This is a genomic window from Brevundimonas sp., assembly GCF_965227765.1.
In the GTDB taxonomy this organism is placed as follows: Bacteria; Pseudomonadota; Alphaproteobacteria; order Caulobacterales; family Caulobacteraceae; genus Brevundimonas.
This window is the reverse complement of the sequence record NZ_OZ245778.1, coordinates 3,263,432-3,277,500: the sequence shown is the minus strand read 5'-3', so window position 1 is coordinate 3,277,500 and position 14,069 is coordinate 3,263,432. Positions and strand designations below refer to the sequence as shown.

The window sequence follows — 14,069 nt, the reverse complement described above, 5'->3', positions numbered from 1 at the left end:
AAGGGGAGTGAAACAGATCCTGAAATCGGAAGCCTACAAGCAGTCGGAGCCCCCAAGCGGGGTGACGGCGTACCTTTTGTATAATGGGTCAGCGACTTCATGTGTCGAGCAAGCTTAAGCCGTTAGGTGTAGGCGCAGCGAAAGCGAGTCTGAATAGGGCGCTAAGTTCGACGTATGACGACCCGAAACTAGGTGATCTATCCATGAGCAGGTTGAAGGTAAGGTAACACTTACTGGAGGACCGAACCCGTGAATGTTGAAAAATTCTGGGATGACTTGTGGATAGGGGTGAAAGGCCAATCAAACCTAGACATAGCTGGTTCTCCGCGAAATCTATTTAGGTAGAGCGTCCGACGAATTCCTTAGGGGGTAGAGCACTGGATGGTTGCGGGCTGCGCGAGCGGTACCAATACTAACCAAACTCCGAATACCTAAGAGAAATATCGGGCAGACACACGGCGGGTGCTAACGTCCGTCGTGAAAAGGGAAACAACCCTAACCATCGTCTAAGGCCCCCAAGTACTGGCTAAGTGGGAAACGATGTGGGATTGCTTTGACAATCAGGAGGTTGGCTTAGAAGCAGCCATCCTTTAAAGAAAGCGTAACAGCTCACTGATCAAGCGATCCTGCGCGGAAAATGTAACGGGGCTCAAGCCAGTCGCCGAAGACATGGGTTTGCACTTTGTGCAAGCGGTAGCGGAGCGTTCCGTAAGCCGGTGAAGGTCAGGCGTGAGCCTGGCTGGAGGTATCGGAAGTGAGAATGCTGACATGAGTAACGATAGGAGTGTGAGAGACACTCCCGCCGAAAGACCAAGGGTTCCTGCGTAAAGCTAATCTGCGCAGGGTTAGTCGGCCCCTAAGGCGAGGCTGAAAAGCGTAGTCGATGGGAAGCAGGTAAATATTCCTGCACCAGCTGGAAGTGACGGATGGCGTAACTCGTCAGGGCTTATTGGATTGCTCCTGGCGGGGAAGTTGTCCCTGGAAATAACTCCAGCAGAGACCGTACCCGAAACCGACACAGGTGGTCAGGTAGAGTATACCAAGGCGTTTGAGAGAACTGTGCTGAAGGAACTCGGCAAATTGCACGCGTAACTTCGGAATAAGCGTGACTCTCCTTGCGCAAGCAGGTGAGAGTGGCACAAGCCAGGGGGTAGCGACTGTTTAGCAAAAACACAGGGCTCTGCGAAGCAGCAATGCGACGTATAGGGTCTGACGCCTGCCCGGTGCCTGAAGGTTAAAGGGAGTTGTGAAAGCGACGAACTGAAGCCCAGGTAAACGGCGGCCGTAACTATAACGGTCCTAAGGTAGCGAAATTCCTTGTCGGGTAAGTTCCGACCTGCACGAATGGCGTAACGACTTCCCCACTGTCTCCAGCACAGGCTCAGTGAAATTGAATTCCCCGTGAAGATGCGGGGTTCCCGCGGTCAGACGGAAAGACCCTATGAACCTTTACTATAGCTTCGCCTTGGCGTTAGCGACCGTATGTGTAGGATAGGTGGGAGGCTATGAAACCGGGGCGCCAGCTCTGGTGGAGCCATCCTTGAAATACCACCCTTACTGTCGTTGACGTCTAACCGAGGGCCGTTATCCGGTCCCGGGACATGGCGTGGTGGGTAGTTTGACTGGGGCGGTCGCCTCCTAAAGTGTAACGGAGGCGCGCGATGGTGGGCTCAGACCGGTCGGAAATCGGTCGTCGAGTGCAATGGCATAAGCCCGCCTGACTGCGAGACTGACAAGTCGAGCAGAGACGAAAGTCGGCCATAGTGATCCGGTGGTCCCGAGTGGAAGGGCCATCGCTCAACGGATAAAAGGTACTCTAGGGATAACAGGCTGATTTTGCCCAAGAGTCCATATCGACGGCAAAGTTTGGCACCTCGATGTCGGCTCATCACATCCTGGGGCTGGAGCAGGTCCCAAGGGTTCGGCTGTTCGCCGATTAAAGTGGTACGTGAGCTGGGTTCAGAACGTCGTGAGACAGTTTGGTCCCTATCTGCCGTGGGTGTTCGAAGCTTGAGAGGATCTGTCCCTAGTACGAGAGGACCGGGATGGACATACCTCTGGTGGACCTGTCATGGCGCCAGCTGTGCAGCAGGGTAGCTAAGTATGGAATAGATAACCGCTGAAAGCATCTAAGCGGGAAACTAACCTCAAAACAAGGCTTCGCTGAGGATCGTGGAAGACTACCACGTTGATAGGCCAGGTGTGGAAGTGGGGCGACCCATGAAGCTTACTGGTACTAATAATCCGATCGGCTTGATCGTTTCTCAGCAAAACTCATTCGATTTTCGAATACGACAATGTCTTCTCTCATTACAGTCTGATATCCGCCTGGTTGACCCGGTGGTTATGTCGGAGGTTCCCCACCCGATCCCATCCCGAACTCGGTCGTTAAGCCCTCCAGAGCCAATGGTACTATGTCTCAAGGCATGGGAGAGTAGGTCGCCGCCGGGTCTACCAGCCGGATATCTCACTGTAATGTCTCTCGAACATCTTCCTTCACACTACCGTTTGCCGCGGGATGGAGCAGCCCGGTAGCTCGTCAGGCTCATAACCTGAAGGTCGTAGGTTCAAATCCTACTCCCGCACCCAAGATTCTAACCCGCTATCCTCAAGGATAGCGGGTTTTTCTTTGACCAAATTCCAGACCCAAATCCCCCGCTGGAAGCCTCGGGGAAGCGGCCGGGCCTCAAACCCAGGCTGGGAGGGCCCAGATCACGTCTGCGAGAGGGCGTTACCAGCGCCGCCCCGCCCGCGACATTGCCGCTGGTCCGTCTCGGATACTCAGCTCACCTCAACGGCAATCAGCGGTTGCTCGAAGTGGGGCTTTTGTTGCTGAGCCTCCGTTCTCTGGTGCTCAATTCCAACAAAACAAGGATCGTTGGCGATGCTGTCGGGCCAACGCTAACTCTTCTCCTCTGGGGTCAAAGGGCCTGAACGGGCTGCTCCTGGCCATATGACCAAGCCAGGCAGCCAGTCGATCCGGCGAGGGTTTGGCTGACAGAGCCGGTGTGATCGGTTCTCCACAGGTCCCACGTCTTGAGAGAAGCTGCGCGGCGCCAAGTCGCTCTCGTCGTCGCCCGGACCTAAGATCGGGGCAGACGGAGGAAATATGGTCAGCCCATTCGAAGACGCGGCGCAACGCCTGAGAAACGCCTACAATGGCGAAACCATCGAGCCTCTGAGGACCGTACTGGCTAGCGACGACGTCGATGGCGCCTACAGCATTCAGGCCATCAACACCCGGATATGGTTGGGCGAAGGCCGGCGGATCGTGGGGCGAAAGGTCGGCCTGACCAATCCCGCCGTACAGAAGCAGTTGGGCGTCGATCAGCCCGATTTCGGCGTTCTGTTCGAAGACATGCAACTGGATCCCGACAGCACGCTGGATCCGGGCAAGCTCATCCAGCCCAAGGTCGAGGCCGAGATCGCGCTGATCCTGGGCGCCGACCTGCTTGACCCGCAATCGGTGGAGGATGTCGCCGAGGCGACATCGGGGGCCATGGCTGCGCTGGAGATCGTCGACAGCCGGATCGCCGACTGGCGGATCACCTTCGCCGACACGGTGGCGGACAATGGCTCGTCGGCCTTCTTCGTCCTGTCCGGCGATCAGCGGCCCCTGTCGGACCTCGACCTGACCGGTTGTCGGATGCGCATGACCATCAACGGAGAGGTCGCATCGGAGGGAAGCGGGGCGGCGTGTCTCGGCAACCCACTCAACGCCGCGCTCTGGCTGGCGCGCACGCTTGCGGATCAGGGCGAACCGCTCCGCAAGGGCGATATCGTCATGACCGGCGCCCTTGGGCCGATGGTGGTGCTCACGCCCGGCGCCGTCGTGCGGGCCGAGATCGACGGGCTGGGTTCCGTCGGCTTCGAGGTGGGGCAGACCCATGAAGGCTAAGGTCGCCATCATCGGGTCGGGCAATATCGGCACCGACCTTCTGATCAAGATCAAGCGGCTGTCCGAGGTTCTCGAGATCGTCGCCATGGTCGGGATCGACCCAGAATCCGACGGCCTCCAGCGTGCGGCCCGCCTGGGCGTCGTCGCCATCCCCAACGGGATCGATGGTCTGATCGCCATGCCCGGATTTGAGGATATCGAGATCGTGTTCGACGCCACATCCGCCGGCGCGCATCGGCGCCATGATGAGGTGCTGCAGTCCTACGGCAAGACCGTGATCGACCTGACGCCCGCCGCCATCGGGCCGTTCGTGGTTCCGAGCGTGAACCTGGACGATCACCTAGCGTCGACCAACCTCAACATGGTCACCTGCGGGGGGCAGGCGACCATCCCCATGGTGGCGGCGATCAGCCGGGTGGCCCCCGTTCATTACGCCGAGATCATCGCCTCGATCGCCTCGCGATCTGCGGGCCCCGGCACGCGGGCCAATATCGACGAGTTCACCGAGACGACGTCACGCGCCATCGAAATCCTGGGCAAGGCGCGCAAGGGCAAGGCGATCATCGTCCTCAATCCCGCAGAGCCGCCGCTGATCATGCGCGACACGGTCTACTGCCTGTGTGACGACACGGACCGGGATGCGATCCGGGCGTCCGTCGCCGCCATGGTGGAAGAGGTCCAGGCCTATGTTTCCGGCTACCGGCTCAAGCAGGCCGTCCAGTTCGAGACCATCGGCGACAATGATCCGGTGCATATCCCCGAGGTGGGCCGAGCCATGACCGGGCTGAAGGTCACTGTCTTCCTCGAGGTGGAGGGGGCTGCCCACTACCTGCCGGCTTATGCCGGAAACCTCGACATCATGACCTCTGCGGCCGTGCGGACGGCCGAGCGGGTCGTCCAGGCCAAACGTTTGAAAGAGGCCGCCTGATGGGTTCGCAGCCGGCGCAACGCCTCTACATCCAGGACGTCACCCTGCGTGATGGCATGCACGCCATTCGCCATCGTTACGGGCTGGACCATATCCGCGAGATCGCCCGCGCCCTGGACGAGGCGGGCGTCGACGCCATCGAGATCGCCCACGGCGACGGGTTGTCGGGCTCCAGCTTCAACTACGGCTTTGGCGCCTGCACGGACTGGGAATGGATCGAGGCCGCGGCGGATGTGGTGCGTCGCGCCCGTCTGACCACCCTGCTTCTTCCCGGCATCGGCACGGTCCACGACCTGAAACGCGCCCACGATCTGGGGATACGTTCGGTCCGCATCGCCACCCACTGCACCGAGGCCGACGTTTCGCGCCAGCATATCGAGGCGGCCCGCGCCCTCGACATGGACGTGTCGGGCTTTCTGATGATGAGCCACATGGCGCCGCCGGATGTGCTGGCGGGTCAGGCCCTGCTGATGGAATCCTATGGCGCCCACTGCGTCTATGTTACGGATTCCGGTGGGGCCATGACCATGGACGACGTGGCCGCCCGTCTGGCGGCCTATGATCGAGTGCTCAAGCCCGAGACCGAACGCGGCATCCACGCCCACCACAATCTCTCGCTCGGCGTCGCCAACTCCATCGCGGCTGTTCAGAACGGATGCACGCGGATCGACGCCTCCCTGGCGGGGATGGGGGCGGGGGCCGGCAACGCGCCGCTGGAGGTCTTCATCGCCGTGGCCGACCGCTATGGCTGGGAGCACGGCTCCGACCTGTTCAGGCTGATGGACGCGGCCGACGATCTGGTTCGCCCGTTGCAGGACCGACCTGTTCGGGTCGACCGTGAGACGCTGAGCCTGGGCTATGCAGGGGTCTATTCCAGCTTCCTGCGCCATGCGGAAAAGGCGGCGGTGGATCACGGCCTGGATGTCCGGCAGATCCTGTTGGAGCTGGGACGCAGGCGCATGGTGGGCGGACAGGAAGACATGATCGTCGACGTCGCACTGGATCTGGCCAAGGCGAATACGCAAGCGGCGCCGCTCGGCGCCTGAGAGAGGACTGGACGATAATGGGTCGGTTGATCGCTTTGCTCGGGGTCGCGGCCTCGATTTTCGTCCCGGCTCTGGCGCAGGCGCAACCGGCGCCTAGCCCGCTCGCCGATCCCGTCGCCGCCTGCACAGCGCTTGTGCAGCTTGATCTGACGCGCGACCCCGAGGCTCCGGCGACCGTAACGAGCGCGTCGGTGGTCGAGGCTGCGTCGGGCCAGGAGGCCTATTGCCGTGTGATCGGGGTCATCCTGCCGCAGATCCAGTTCGAGGTGCGCCTGCCGACAACAACCTGGAACGGCCGATATTTCCAGACGGGTTGCGGCGGGTTCTGCGGCATGACCCCCATCGACAGCTGCGCGGACGCCCAGGCCAAGGGCTTTGCGGTTGCCGCCCAGAACATGGGTCATGTCGGCTCGATGCTGAAAGATCCTCTATGGGGCGCGAGCCCGGAGATGCGGCGCGACTATGGGCGACGCTCGACCCATGTGACGGCGGTGACAGCCAAGCGCCTGGTCCGGGCCTTCTACGGCCGTGAAGCAGACCGCAGCTATTTCCGGGGCTGCTCGACCGGCGGACGCGAGGCCCTGGGCGTCGCCCAATTTTACCCCGAAGATTTTGACGGCGTCATCGCCGGTGATCCTGCATTCCCCTCACGTCAGGGGGCCATCGCCAACCTCTGGGACACCCGTCAGCTTCTGCGCCGAGACGGCACGGAGGTTCTGCCGCACGCCGCCGTAAGTCTTCTGCATCAGGCGGTCATGGCGGAATGCGACGGATTGGACGGCGTGGTCGACGGCATTCTGATGGATCCACGGCGTTGCGCGTTCGACGTCGGCGCTCTCGCGTGCGGCGCTGCCCCGGCCGGCGATTGCCTGACCGACGAACAGGTCGGCGCCGTGCGCCGTCTCTACGACGGCCCCAGAAACAGCCGCGGCGAACGGCTGGCCCCGAGCGGCCGGATGCTGGGCAGCGAGCTGTCTTGGGAAGCCGGAACCCGCGCGGGCCTGGCGGAAGGGTTCGTGCGCTTCCTGGCCTTCGAAGAGAATCCGCAGCCGGACTATACGATCTGGGATTTCGACTTCGACCGGGATGTCGAACGTCTCGAGGCCTGGGCCGCCGTCTATGATCCCGTCGCGCCACATGCGGCGCCCGATCTGCGGGCCTTCGAGGCGCGCGGCGGCAAGCTCATCATCTATCACGGCTTTGCGGATGCCACCGTCTCACCAGTCAATATGATCGACTTCCACGCCCAGGTTCTTCATCGCCAGGGCGGCCTGGATAAGGTTTCGACCTGGGCGCGACTGTTCCTTGTGCCGGGGATGTTCCATTGCCGCGGAGGCGACGCTCCGAACCAGTTCGACATGCTCGAACCGATGGTCGCCTGGGTCGAGACCGGCGTCGCTCCGGATCGGATCATTGCCAGACAAAGCGTCGATGGCGCGGTGACGCGGACCCGCCCGCTGGTCCCCTATCCGATGATAGCCACCTACTCAGGCGAGGGCGACGTGAACGCGGCCGAGAACTGGAACGGGGTCAGGCCGGACGCTCTGGCTGACGACCGGGTGGACTGGATCTGGGCTCCGCTGAACTAGGCGTTGCGGAGACTGGGCTTGCCGCTCGCCGAAGGCTTCGGTGGAGGGCGCAAGCAGGGACTGGCCGACGTTGTAAGGACTGGCCGACACTGTGCGGCAACCCCCGGGGCGACTGTCCCGGGGGTTTTTCTCGCCAGGATCCCGGTTCTTCTCAGCCTTTGGGCCCCGCCTCGTCCCGGGCGGCGATCTGTCTTGCGTACCGGTTGGCCAGGCTGGCGCAGACCAGAAGCTGGATCTGGTGGAAGATCATCACCGGCAGGATGATGAAGCCGGCCTGGGCGGCCGGAAACAGGGCGCTGGCGATCGGGACGCCGGAGGCCAAACTCTTCTTTGAGCCGCAGAAGACGATGGCGATCTCGTCCTCGGTCGACATGCCCGCGCGCCGCGCCGCCCAGGTGGTCAGCGCCATGACGAAGGCCAGAAGGACGCTGGAGAAGGCCAGCAAAAGCCCCAGCTGAAGCAGCGAGACCTGGGCCCACAGCCCTTCCACCACCGAGGCGCTGAAGGCGCTGAAGACGACCAGCAGGATCGAGCCGCGATCCACCTGAGTGACCAGAGGTTTATGCGACCTGATCCAGTCTCCGACGAAGGGCTGGGCCAGTTGGCCGAGCACGAAGGGCGCCAGCAGCTGCAGCAGGATCTTCCAGATCGCCTCCAGAGAAACGCCGACGGCGTCGCCGCCCGACATGAACAGGGCGACGAGGGCGGGGGTCAGGAAGACGCCCAGGATGTTGGACACCGAGGCCGCAACGACGGCCGCCGGGACATTGCCGCCGGCGATGGCCGTGAAGGCGATCGAGGACTGAACCGTCGAGGGCAGCAGGGTCAGGAACAGAAGGCCTGCGGCCAGCGATCCGCCGAGCAGGACGCTCGCCAGGGGATGCAGCGCCAGTCCGGCGATAGGAAACAGCACGAAGGTGATCCCCAGCACCATCAGGTGCAGCCGCCAATGGGTGAAGCCGGAGATCACGGCCTGACGCGGCAGCTTGGCCCCATGCAGGAAGAAGAGCAGGGCGATGGCGGCTGCGGTGAGAACGGCGAGCCATTCCGCCACGACCCCTCGGGCCGGCAGAAACGACGCCAGCACGACCATGCCCAGCAGGGCCAGGCTGTAGCGATCAATCTTCGAAATGATGCCCCGCATCACAGTCTCCTCATTGTCGTCAAACGTATTATTGTCATACAAAGATAGGATCAACAGTCTTCGAGGCGGCGATGTTCACGACCAGGCCCGATATCTACGGCACCTTCGGCGTCGCTTCGACGACTCACTGGATCGCCTCCCAGACCGCGATGGCCATGCTGGAAAGAGGGGGCAACGCGTTTGACGGCGCCGTCGCCGCCGCCTTCGTGCTTCTGGTGGTCGAGCCTCATCTGTGCGGGCCAGCCGGCGAAGCGCCGATCCTGTTTCGAAAGGCGGGCGAGGACGAGCCTCAGGTCCTGTGCGGCCAGGGCGTCGCCCCCCAGTCCGCCAGCATCGCTGCGTTCCAGGCGCTCGACCTGGACCTCGTCCCCGGTTCGGGGCTTATCGCCGCCGTGGTGCCCGGCGCCTTCGACGCCTGGATGACACTGTTGCGCGATCACGGCACGATGGAGCCGCAGGCGGTCCTCGAGCCCGCCAGGCGTTACGCGCGTGACGGCTTTCCGATCAGCGCCGGCGCAGCGGCCGCCATCGCCGATGTGGCCGAGGTCCTGAACAGCCACTGGACCACCTCCGCCCAGGTCTGGCTTCCGGGAGGAGAGGCGCCGATCGCCGGCTCCTGGTTCCGAAACCCGCTGCTTGCCGACACCTGGGAGAAGCTCCTGGCGGCGCAGGGGCAGGGCGGGAGAGAGGTGCGGATCGACGCCATCCGGCGCGCCTGGCGAAGCGGCTTCATCGCCGAGGCCATCGACCGCTTTTCGACCGCCGAGCCATTGATGGACGCCAGCGGAAGGCCTCATCGCGGCTTCCTGACCGGGCAGGACATGGCCCAATGGGAGGCGCGTTACGAGCGGCCCGTGTCGATCGAATACGCCGGCTGGCGGTTCTACAAGACCGGACCGTGGGGGCAGGGGCCGGTGCTGTTGCAGACCCTGTCCATCCTCAAGGCCTTTGATCTGGACGCGCTCGACCTCGAATCCGTAGAGGGCGTCCATCTGGTGCTGGAGGCGCTGAAACTGGCCTTTGCGGATCGGGAAGCCTTCTATGGCGATCCGGACTTCGTGGACGTGCCGATGGATGTGCTGCTGTCCGACGCCTATGGCGCCAAACGCGCGGCGATGATCGAAGCGACGGCGTCCAAGGCGATCCGTCCCGGCCAAATCCCGGGTTTCGAGGCCCAGGCCCTGCGCTCCCTCGGACAGGTTCGCGAAGCCGGCGATCTAAGCGCGGGCATCGGCATCGGCGAGCCGACCATGATGCACCTGCGCCCGACCCGGAAGCCTGGCGATACCGTCCACCTCGACGTGATCGACCGGTGGGGCAATGTCGTCAGCGCCACCCCTTCGGGCGGTTGGCCGCAGTCCTCACCGATGGTCCCGGGTCTTGGCTTCGCCCTCAATACGCGGGCGCAGATGTTCTGGCTCGAACCCGGCGCCCCCGCCTCGCTGGAGCCCGGCAAGCGGCCGCGCACCACCCTGACGCCGACCCTGGCGCGCGGACCCGACGGCCAGTGGCTGAGCTGCGGCACGCCCGGAGGCGACCAGCAGGATCAATGGCAGGTTCCGCTGATCCTGCGTCATCTGCATGGCGGCCGGTCCCTGCAGCAGGCCATCGACATGCCGCTGTTCCACAGCCTGCATTTCCCGTCCTCCTTCTTTCCACGCGAGGCCCTGCCGGGGATGGCGGTGGTCGAGGAAAGCTTTGGCCCCGACATCATCGCCGGCCTTCGCCGCCGGGGTCACGATTTGCAGGAAGCGCCCGCATGGTCGGCGGGTCGCCTCACCGCCGCCCTGCGCGAGCCGAACGGCCTGTTGCGAGCGGCGGCGACGCCGCGGCTGATGCAGGCCTATGCGGTGGGACGCTGAGCGGCGGTTCTCAGCGCTTGCGGGTAAAGATCGCGCCGTCCTCGATCACCACGGGATAGGTGCGCAGTCCCTGTTTGCAGGGCAGGGCCAAAGCCTTGCCGCTGCGGATATCAAAGCTGCCGCCATGAAGCGGGCAGAAGACGGTGTGTCCATCCAGCCTGCCTTCGGACAGAGAGGCGATGGCGTGGGTGCATTCGTCCTCGACCAGGTGGAAGGCCTCGCCGCTGTTGCACAGCAAGAGGGGATCGAACCCGTCGAGCTCGAACAGGCGCATTTCCCCCGGGACGAGATCCTCGACGGCACACAGACGAATGAGGTCGCTCACGCTCGAAATCTCCAAAAGTTTGTCATACAGTAATATAAACTTGGAGGGTGATTGCAATGCGTTTGGTGGTGATCGACGCCGGCGGGACCATCAGCGCTTCCGACTTGGGGCGGGGATATGAGGGTGCAGGCCTGACAGCGGACATGCTGGAACCGCTCCGCTCGATCTGGTCGCGGGGGGCGATCGAGGTGCGACGCGCCTATGCAGGTCTCAGCGAGGCGATGGGCTTTGACGACGCGGTCGCGATCGTCGATGCGATCCGGCAGGCGTGCGATGATCCCTCGGTCGGGGCGGTGGTGATCGCCCATGGCACCGATGCGATGGAAGAGGTGGCCTGGCTCTGCGATCTGCTGATCCAGACGACCAAGCCGGTCGTGTTCACCGGGGCGCAACGGACGCCGGACGCCGCCGACTTTGACGGCTGGCGCAATCTTGGCGACGCGGTGCGGGTCGCCGCCCGGTCCATGTCGGCGGGTGTTCTGATCGTGTTCGGCGGCCTGGTCCTGACGGCCGTGCGGGCGCGCAAGGTTCACGCCCAGGCCCTGAGGGCTTTCGGGCCAGACGCGGCGGTGGTGGGGCGGGTCGATGACGGCGGGGTTCGAATGTCGAACACGCCGCCTCGGGTTCAGGGCCTGGAGTGTCGCCGTCCTTGCCCCTCCATCGAGATGGTCGCCCTGGGCATGGGGACGGGTTCTGTCCTGTTGGACGCGGCCATCGCGCCGCCGACGCGGGGTCTGATCCTGCAGGCGATGGGCTGCGGCAACGCCTCGGCCGGGGTGGTGGCGGCGGTCGCTCGGGCGACGGACGCTGGTCTTCTGGTCGGCGTCGTCACGGGATGTTTCGAGGGGCAGGCGGTCGCCGTCTATGAATCCGGCCTTCGCCTGGCCGAGGCGGGGGCCGTCGCCATGGATGATCTGGATGCGCGACGCGCGCGCATCCTCATGGCCTGCGCCCTGGGGGATGATCGCGGCGCGGACGAAGCGGCCATGCGGCTGCGCCAGGCGCTGACCCAGCTCAGGCGCGCAGGCTGAACCGCTCGGATCGGATGGCCCGCGCCGGCACGTCGTGCTGTCGCAGAAAGGACTGAGCCGCCGTCACCATCATTGGGGGGCCGCACAGGTGGACGGCGCAGCCCGCTTCGAGATCCTCTGGGCGCAGAAGGTCGACCGCCGTTCCTTTGGCGATGCCATCGACCTCGCCCGACATCACCGCGATGCGCACCTCAAGGTCCGTTCGAGCGGCCTGGAGCGCTCTCAGGGTCTCGATGTGAAAGAGGTCTGTGGGGGTCGAGCACCCGAAACACAACAGCCGCCGACCGGTGGAGGCGTCGCTGGCCTGGATCATCGACAGCAGCGGGGCGAGGCCTGTCCCGCCGCCGATGAAGATTTGGCGGTCGCTGCGATCATCTCTGGCGAACCCGCCCAGCGGAGCCTGCAGGCGCACGACCTGGCCTGGGGCGGCGCTGGCTTCGAGCCATCCCGAGACCGCGCCACCCGGAACGTGGCGGATCAGCAGTTCGATCGAGGGCAGGTCCGCTGGGGTGCTGGAGATGGAATAGGGGCGGGCCACCCTCAGGCCGGGCGGACGCAGGCGGACGTACTGCCCCGGCGCAAACCAGAGATCGTCGGCGTCAGACAAAAGCAGCCTGAGCCGCGACGTCGTCCCATTGAGCTGGTCCACGGCTGTGACCGTCGCGTCGTATCGATTGGCGGCGGTTGGCGCCGGCGTCAGCGGATAGTCCAGTTCGAAGGCGGCGTTCGAGGCGAGGCGGGTCTGGCATGTCAGCGCCAGCCCCTCGCGGCGCTCTTCCTGTGTCAGCAGTTCCGTCGGGTCGCTTTCGATATCGCCGGACGTGTGCCGGGCGATACAGGCGCCGCATTCCCCCGACAGGCAGTCCTGACGCGTGGGGAGGTCCAGGCGCTGGGCCGCCTCCGCCAGGGTTTCGTCGGCGTTGACTGCGACGTCGAGCACGCCCCCGTCCTGAAAGACCAGTCTCGCTTCGAACATAACAGACCTCCGACACTTGTCAGATTGTCATACAATCATATAGCGTCGTGGCAAGCCGACTGCCGCAACATCGCGGCGCCGGAGCTATCGAGGGCATGCGATGAGTGGGGATTCCGTCGTCAACAGCGAAGTCGCGGACATGGTCGGCGATTGGAAGGGCTATGTCGAAGCCAAGCTTGGCTTTCGAAATCACTGGTATCCGGTGCGCTTTTCCAACGAACTGACCGAGGGCCAGCTCCAGGTCGTGGAGATCTTGGGGGAGCGGCTTCTGGTCAAGCGGATCGACGGCAAGGTCTACGCCATGCGTGACCGCTGCCTGCACCGCGGTGTGCCGCTGTCACAGAAGCCCGACTGCTTCACCAAGGACACCATCACCTGCTGGTACCACGGCTATACCTATCGCTTCCAAACGGGCGACCTGGTCAACATTCTGGCCGTGCCCGACAGCCGTCTGATCGGACGACGCAAGATCGTCACCTATCCGGTGGAAGAGGCCAAGGGGCTGATCTTCATCTTCCTGGGCGACGAGGAGATGATCCATCCCCTGCATCGCGATGTGCCGCCCGGCTTCCTCGATGACAACCTGATGGTTCTCGGCAAGCACCGGGTGGTCGAGTCGAACTGGCGGCTCGGCGCCGAGAACGGCTTCGATGGGCTGCACATCTTCATCCACAAGGACACGACCCTTCGGCATTACCGCACCTTCAACTTCCCCATCGGCCACACCCCGCGCGCGGGCGCGGTGCAGACGGTCGAGGACGAGGACGGCCCCAAGGGCGTCACGGACGACTTCAGCCAGCACGACCCGGTTTGGGACGGCGTCATCGATGGCAAGGTGGTCATCAGCGGACCGCGCTCGGCTCAGGTCCACGGCACGTCGGCCTCGGTCGGCACGTCGATCTGGATGCCGGGCGTGCTCAAGGTCGACAGCTTCCCCAACCCCGGCCTGACGCAGTTCGAATGGTATGTCCCCCTGGACGCCAAACGCCATCTCTATGTCCAGACCATCGGCAAGCCGGTCGAGACCGACGAAGACCGCGCGACCTTCGCCAGTGACTTCGAGGCCGTCTGGAAGCCGCATGGCCTGGACGGGTTCAACGCCGACGACATCTGGGCGCGGGAAGTCACCGAGCCCTTCTATGCCGACGATTACGGCTGGGTCGACGAGATGCTGTGCGAACCGGACAGCACCCTGGTGGAATGGCGCAAGCTCGCCAGCCGCCACGGCCGGGGCATCCAGACGCCGTCACATCTGCGCTAGGGGCCAGGA

General features: G+C 63.8%; 10 protein-coding genes, 1 tRNA gene and 2 rRNA genes (1 of these 13 cut by a window edge). 10 read left to right on the top strand and 3 right to left on the bottom strand.

Going from position 1 to position 14,069, the window contains the following annotated elements:
- The 7 genes from ACO05L_RS15700 to ACO05L_RS15670 all read left to right on the top strand — a co-directional run.
- Nucleotides 1-2,261 (top strand): 23S ribosomal RNA (locus tag ACO05L_RS15700); it begins 524 nt to the left of the window's first position.
- Between the two features lie 75 nt (nucleotides 2,262-2,336).
- Nucleotides 2,337-2,451: ribosomal RNA gene (rrf, locus tag ACO05L_RS15695) — 5S ribosomal RNA — on the top strand.
- Between the two features lie 61 nt (nucleotides 2,452-2,512).
- Nucleotides 2,513-2,589, top strand: a tRNA-Met gene (locus ACO05L_RS15690).
- A gap of 520 nt (nucleotides 2,590-3,109) precedes the next feature.
- Nucleotides 3,110-3,898: a 2-keto-4-pentenoate hydratase gene (locus tag ACO05L_RS15685; protein ID WP_421730097.1), complete on the top strand. Its 789-nt coding sequence runs from the start codon at nucleotides 3,110-3,112 to the stop codon at nucleotides 3,896-3,898.
- Complete coding sequence (locus tag ACO05L_RS15680; protein WP_421730096.1) at nucleotides 3,888-4,826, top strand: acetaldehyde dehydrogenase (acetylating); 939 nt, start codon at nucleotides 3,888-3,890, stop codon at nucleotides 4,824-4,826. Before ACO05L_RS15685 ends, ACO05L_RS15680 begins: the two co-directional genes overlap by 11 nt.
- Nucleotides 4,826-5,872, top strand: a complete 1,047-nt coding sequence (gene dmpG, locus ACO05L_RS15675; RefSeq protein ID WP_421730095.1) for a 4-hydroxy-2-oxovalerate aldolase — start codon at nucleotides 4,826-4,828, stop codon at nucleotides 5,870-5,872. Before ACO05L_RS15680 ends, dmpG begins: the two co-directional genes overlap by 1 nt.
- A gap of 17 nt (nucleotides 5,873-5,889) precedes the next feature.
- Complete coding sequence (locus tag ACO05L_RS15670) at nucleotides 5,890-7,461, top strand: tannase/feruloyl esterase family alpha/beta hydrolase (RefSeq protein ID WP_421730094.1); 1,572 nt, start codon at nucleotides 5,890-5,892, stop codon at nucleotides 7,459-7,461.
- Nucleotides 7,462-7,612: 151 nt separating this feature from the next.
- Here the strand turns inward: ACO05L_RS15670 and ACO05L_RS15665 are convergent, their stop codons facing one another.
- Entirely contained in the window at nucleotides 7,613-8,605 is a 993-nt protein-coding gene (locus ACO05L_RS15665; RefSeq protein ID WP_421730093.1) for a bile acid:sodium symporter family protein, read from the bottom strand.
- Nucleotides 8,606-8,676: 71 nt separating this feature from the next.
- Between ACO05L_RS15665 and ACO05L_RS15660 the strand changes: the two genes are divergently transcribed.
- On the top strand, nucleotides 8,677-10,467 hold the full coding sequence (locus ACO05L_RS15660) for a gamma-glutamyltransferase family protein (protein ID WP_421730092.1): 1,791 nt from the start codon (nucleotides 8,677-8,679) through the stop codon (nucleotides 10,465-10,467).
- A gap of 10 nt (nucleotides 10,468-10,477) precedes the next feature.
- Here the strand turns inward: ACO05L_RS15660 and ACO05L_RS15655 are convergent, their stop codons facing one another.
- Nucleotides 10,478-10,792 carry a non-heme iron oxygenase ferredoxin subunit gene (locus tag ACO05L_RS15655; protein WP_421730091.1) on the bottom strand — a complete coding sequence of 105 codons (315 nt, stop codon included), beginning with the start codon at nucleotides 10,790-10,792 and terminating at the stop codon, nucleotides 10,478-10,480.
- Between the two features lie 56 nt (nucleotides 10,793-10,848).
- On the opposite strand from ACO05L_RS15655, the gene ACO05L_RS15650 reads away from it, so the two are divergent.
- A complete protein-coding gene (locus ACO05L_RS15650) occupies nucleotides 10,849-11,823 on the top strand; it encodes an asparaginase (protein WP_421730090.1) in 975 nt (324 codons plus the stop codon).
- Here ACO05L_RS15650 and ACO05L_RS15645 read toward each other — a convergent pair.
- Entirely contained in the window at nucleotides 11,807-12,799 is a 993-nt protein-coding gene (locus ACO05L_RS15645) for a 2Fe-2S iron-sulfur cluster binding domain-containing protein (RefSeq protein WP_421730089.1), read from the bottom strand. The two genes, ACO05L_RS15650 and ACO05L_RS15645, sit on opposite strands and share 17 nt — an antisense overlap.
- Nucleotides 12,800-12,899: 100 nt before the next feature.
- Here ACO05L_RS15645 and ACO05L_RS15640 point away from each other — a divergent pair, with 100 nt between their 5' ends.
- Nucleotides 12,900-14,060 carry a Rieske 2Fe-2S domain-containing protein gene (locus ACO05L_RS15640; RefSeq protein ID WP_421730088.1) on the top strand — a complete coding sequence of 387 codons (1,161 nt, stop codon included), beginning with the start codon at nucleotides 12,900-12,902 and terminating at the stop codon, nucleotides 14,058-14,060.
- Nucleotides 14,061-14,069: the final 9 nt, after the last annotated feature.

Bases quoted from the DNA above. Each gene is read 5' to 3' on its own strand.
- ACO05L_RS15645 (WP_421730089.1), bottom strand. From the start codon at position 12,799: ATGTTCGAAGCGAGACTGGTCTTTCAGGACGGGGGCGTGCTCGACGTC.
- ACO05L_RS15650 (WP_421730090.1), top strand. From the start codon at position 10,849: ATGCGTTTGGTGGTGATCGACGCCGGCGGGACCATCAGCGCTTCCGAC.
- ACO05L_RS15660 (WP_421730092.1), top strand. From the start codon at position 8,677: ATGTTCACGACCAGGCCCGATATCTACGGCACCTTCGGCGTCGCTTCG.
- ACO05L_RS15665 (WP_421730093.1), bottom strand. From the start codon at position 8,605: ATGCGGGGCATCATTTCGAAGATTGATCGCTACAGCCTGGCCCTGCTG.
- ACO05L_RS15680 (WP_421730096.1), top strand. From the start codon at position 3,888: ATGAAGGCTAAGGTCGCCATCATCGGGTCGGGCAATATCGGCACCGAC.
- dmpG (WP_421730095.1), top strand. From the start codon at position 4,826: ATGGGTTCGCAGCCGGCGCAACGCCTCTACATCCAGGACGTCACCCTG.
- ACO05L_RS15640 (WP_421730088.1), top strand. From the start codon at position 12,900: ATGAGTGGGGATTCCGTCGTCAACAGCGAAGTCGCGGACATGGTCGGC.
- ACO05L_RS15670 (WP_421730094.1), top strand. From the start codon at position 5,890: ATGGGTCGGTTGATCGCTTTGCTCGGGGTCGCGGCCTCGATTTTCGTC.
- ACO05L_RS15685 (WP_421730097.1), top strand. From the start codon at position 3,110: ATGGTCAGCCCATTCGAAGACGCGGCGCAACGCCTGAGAAACGCCTAC.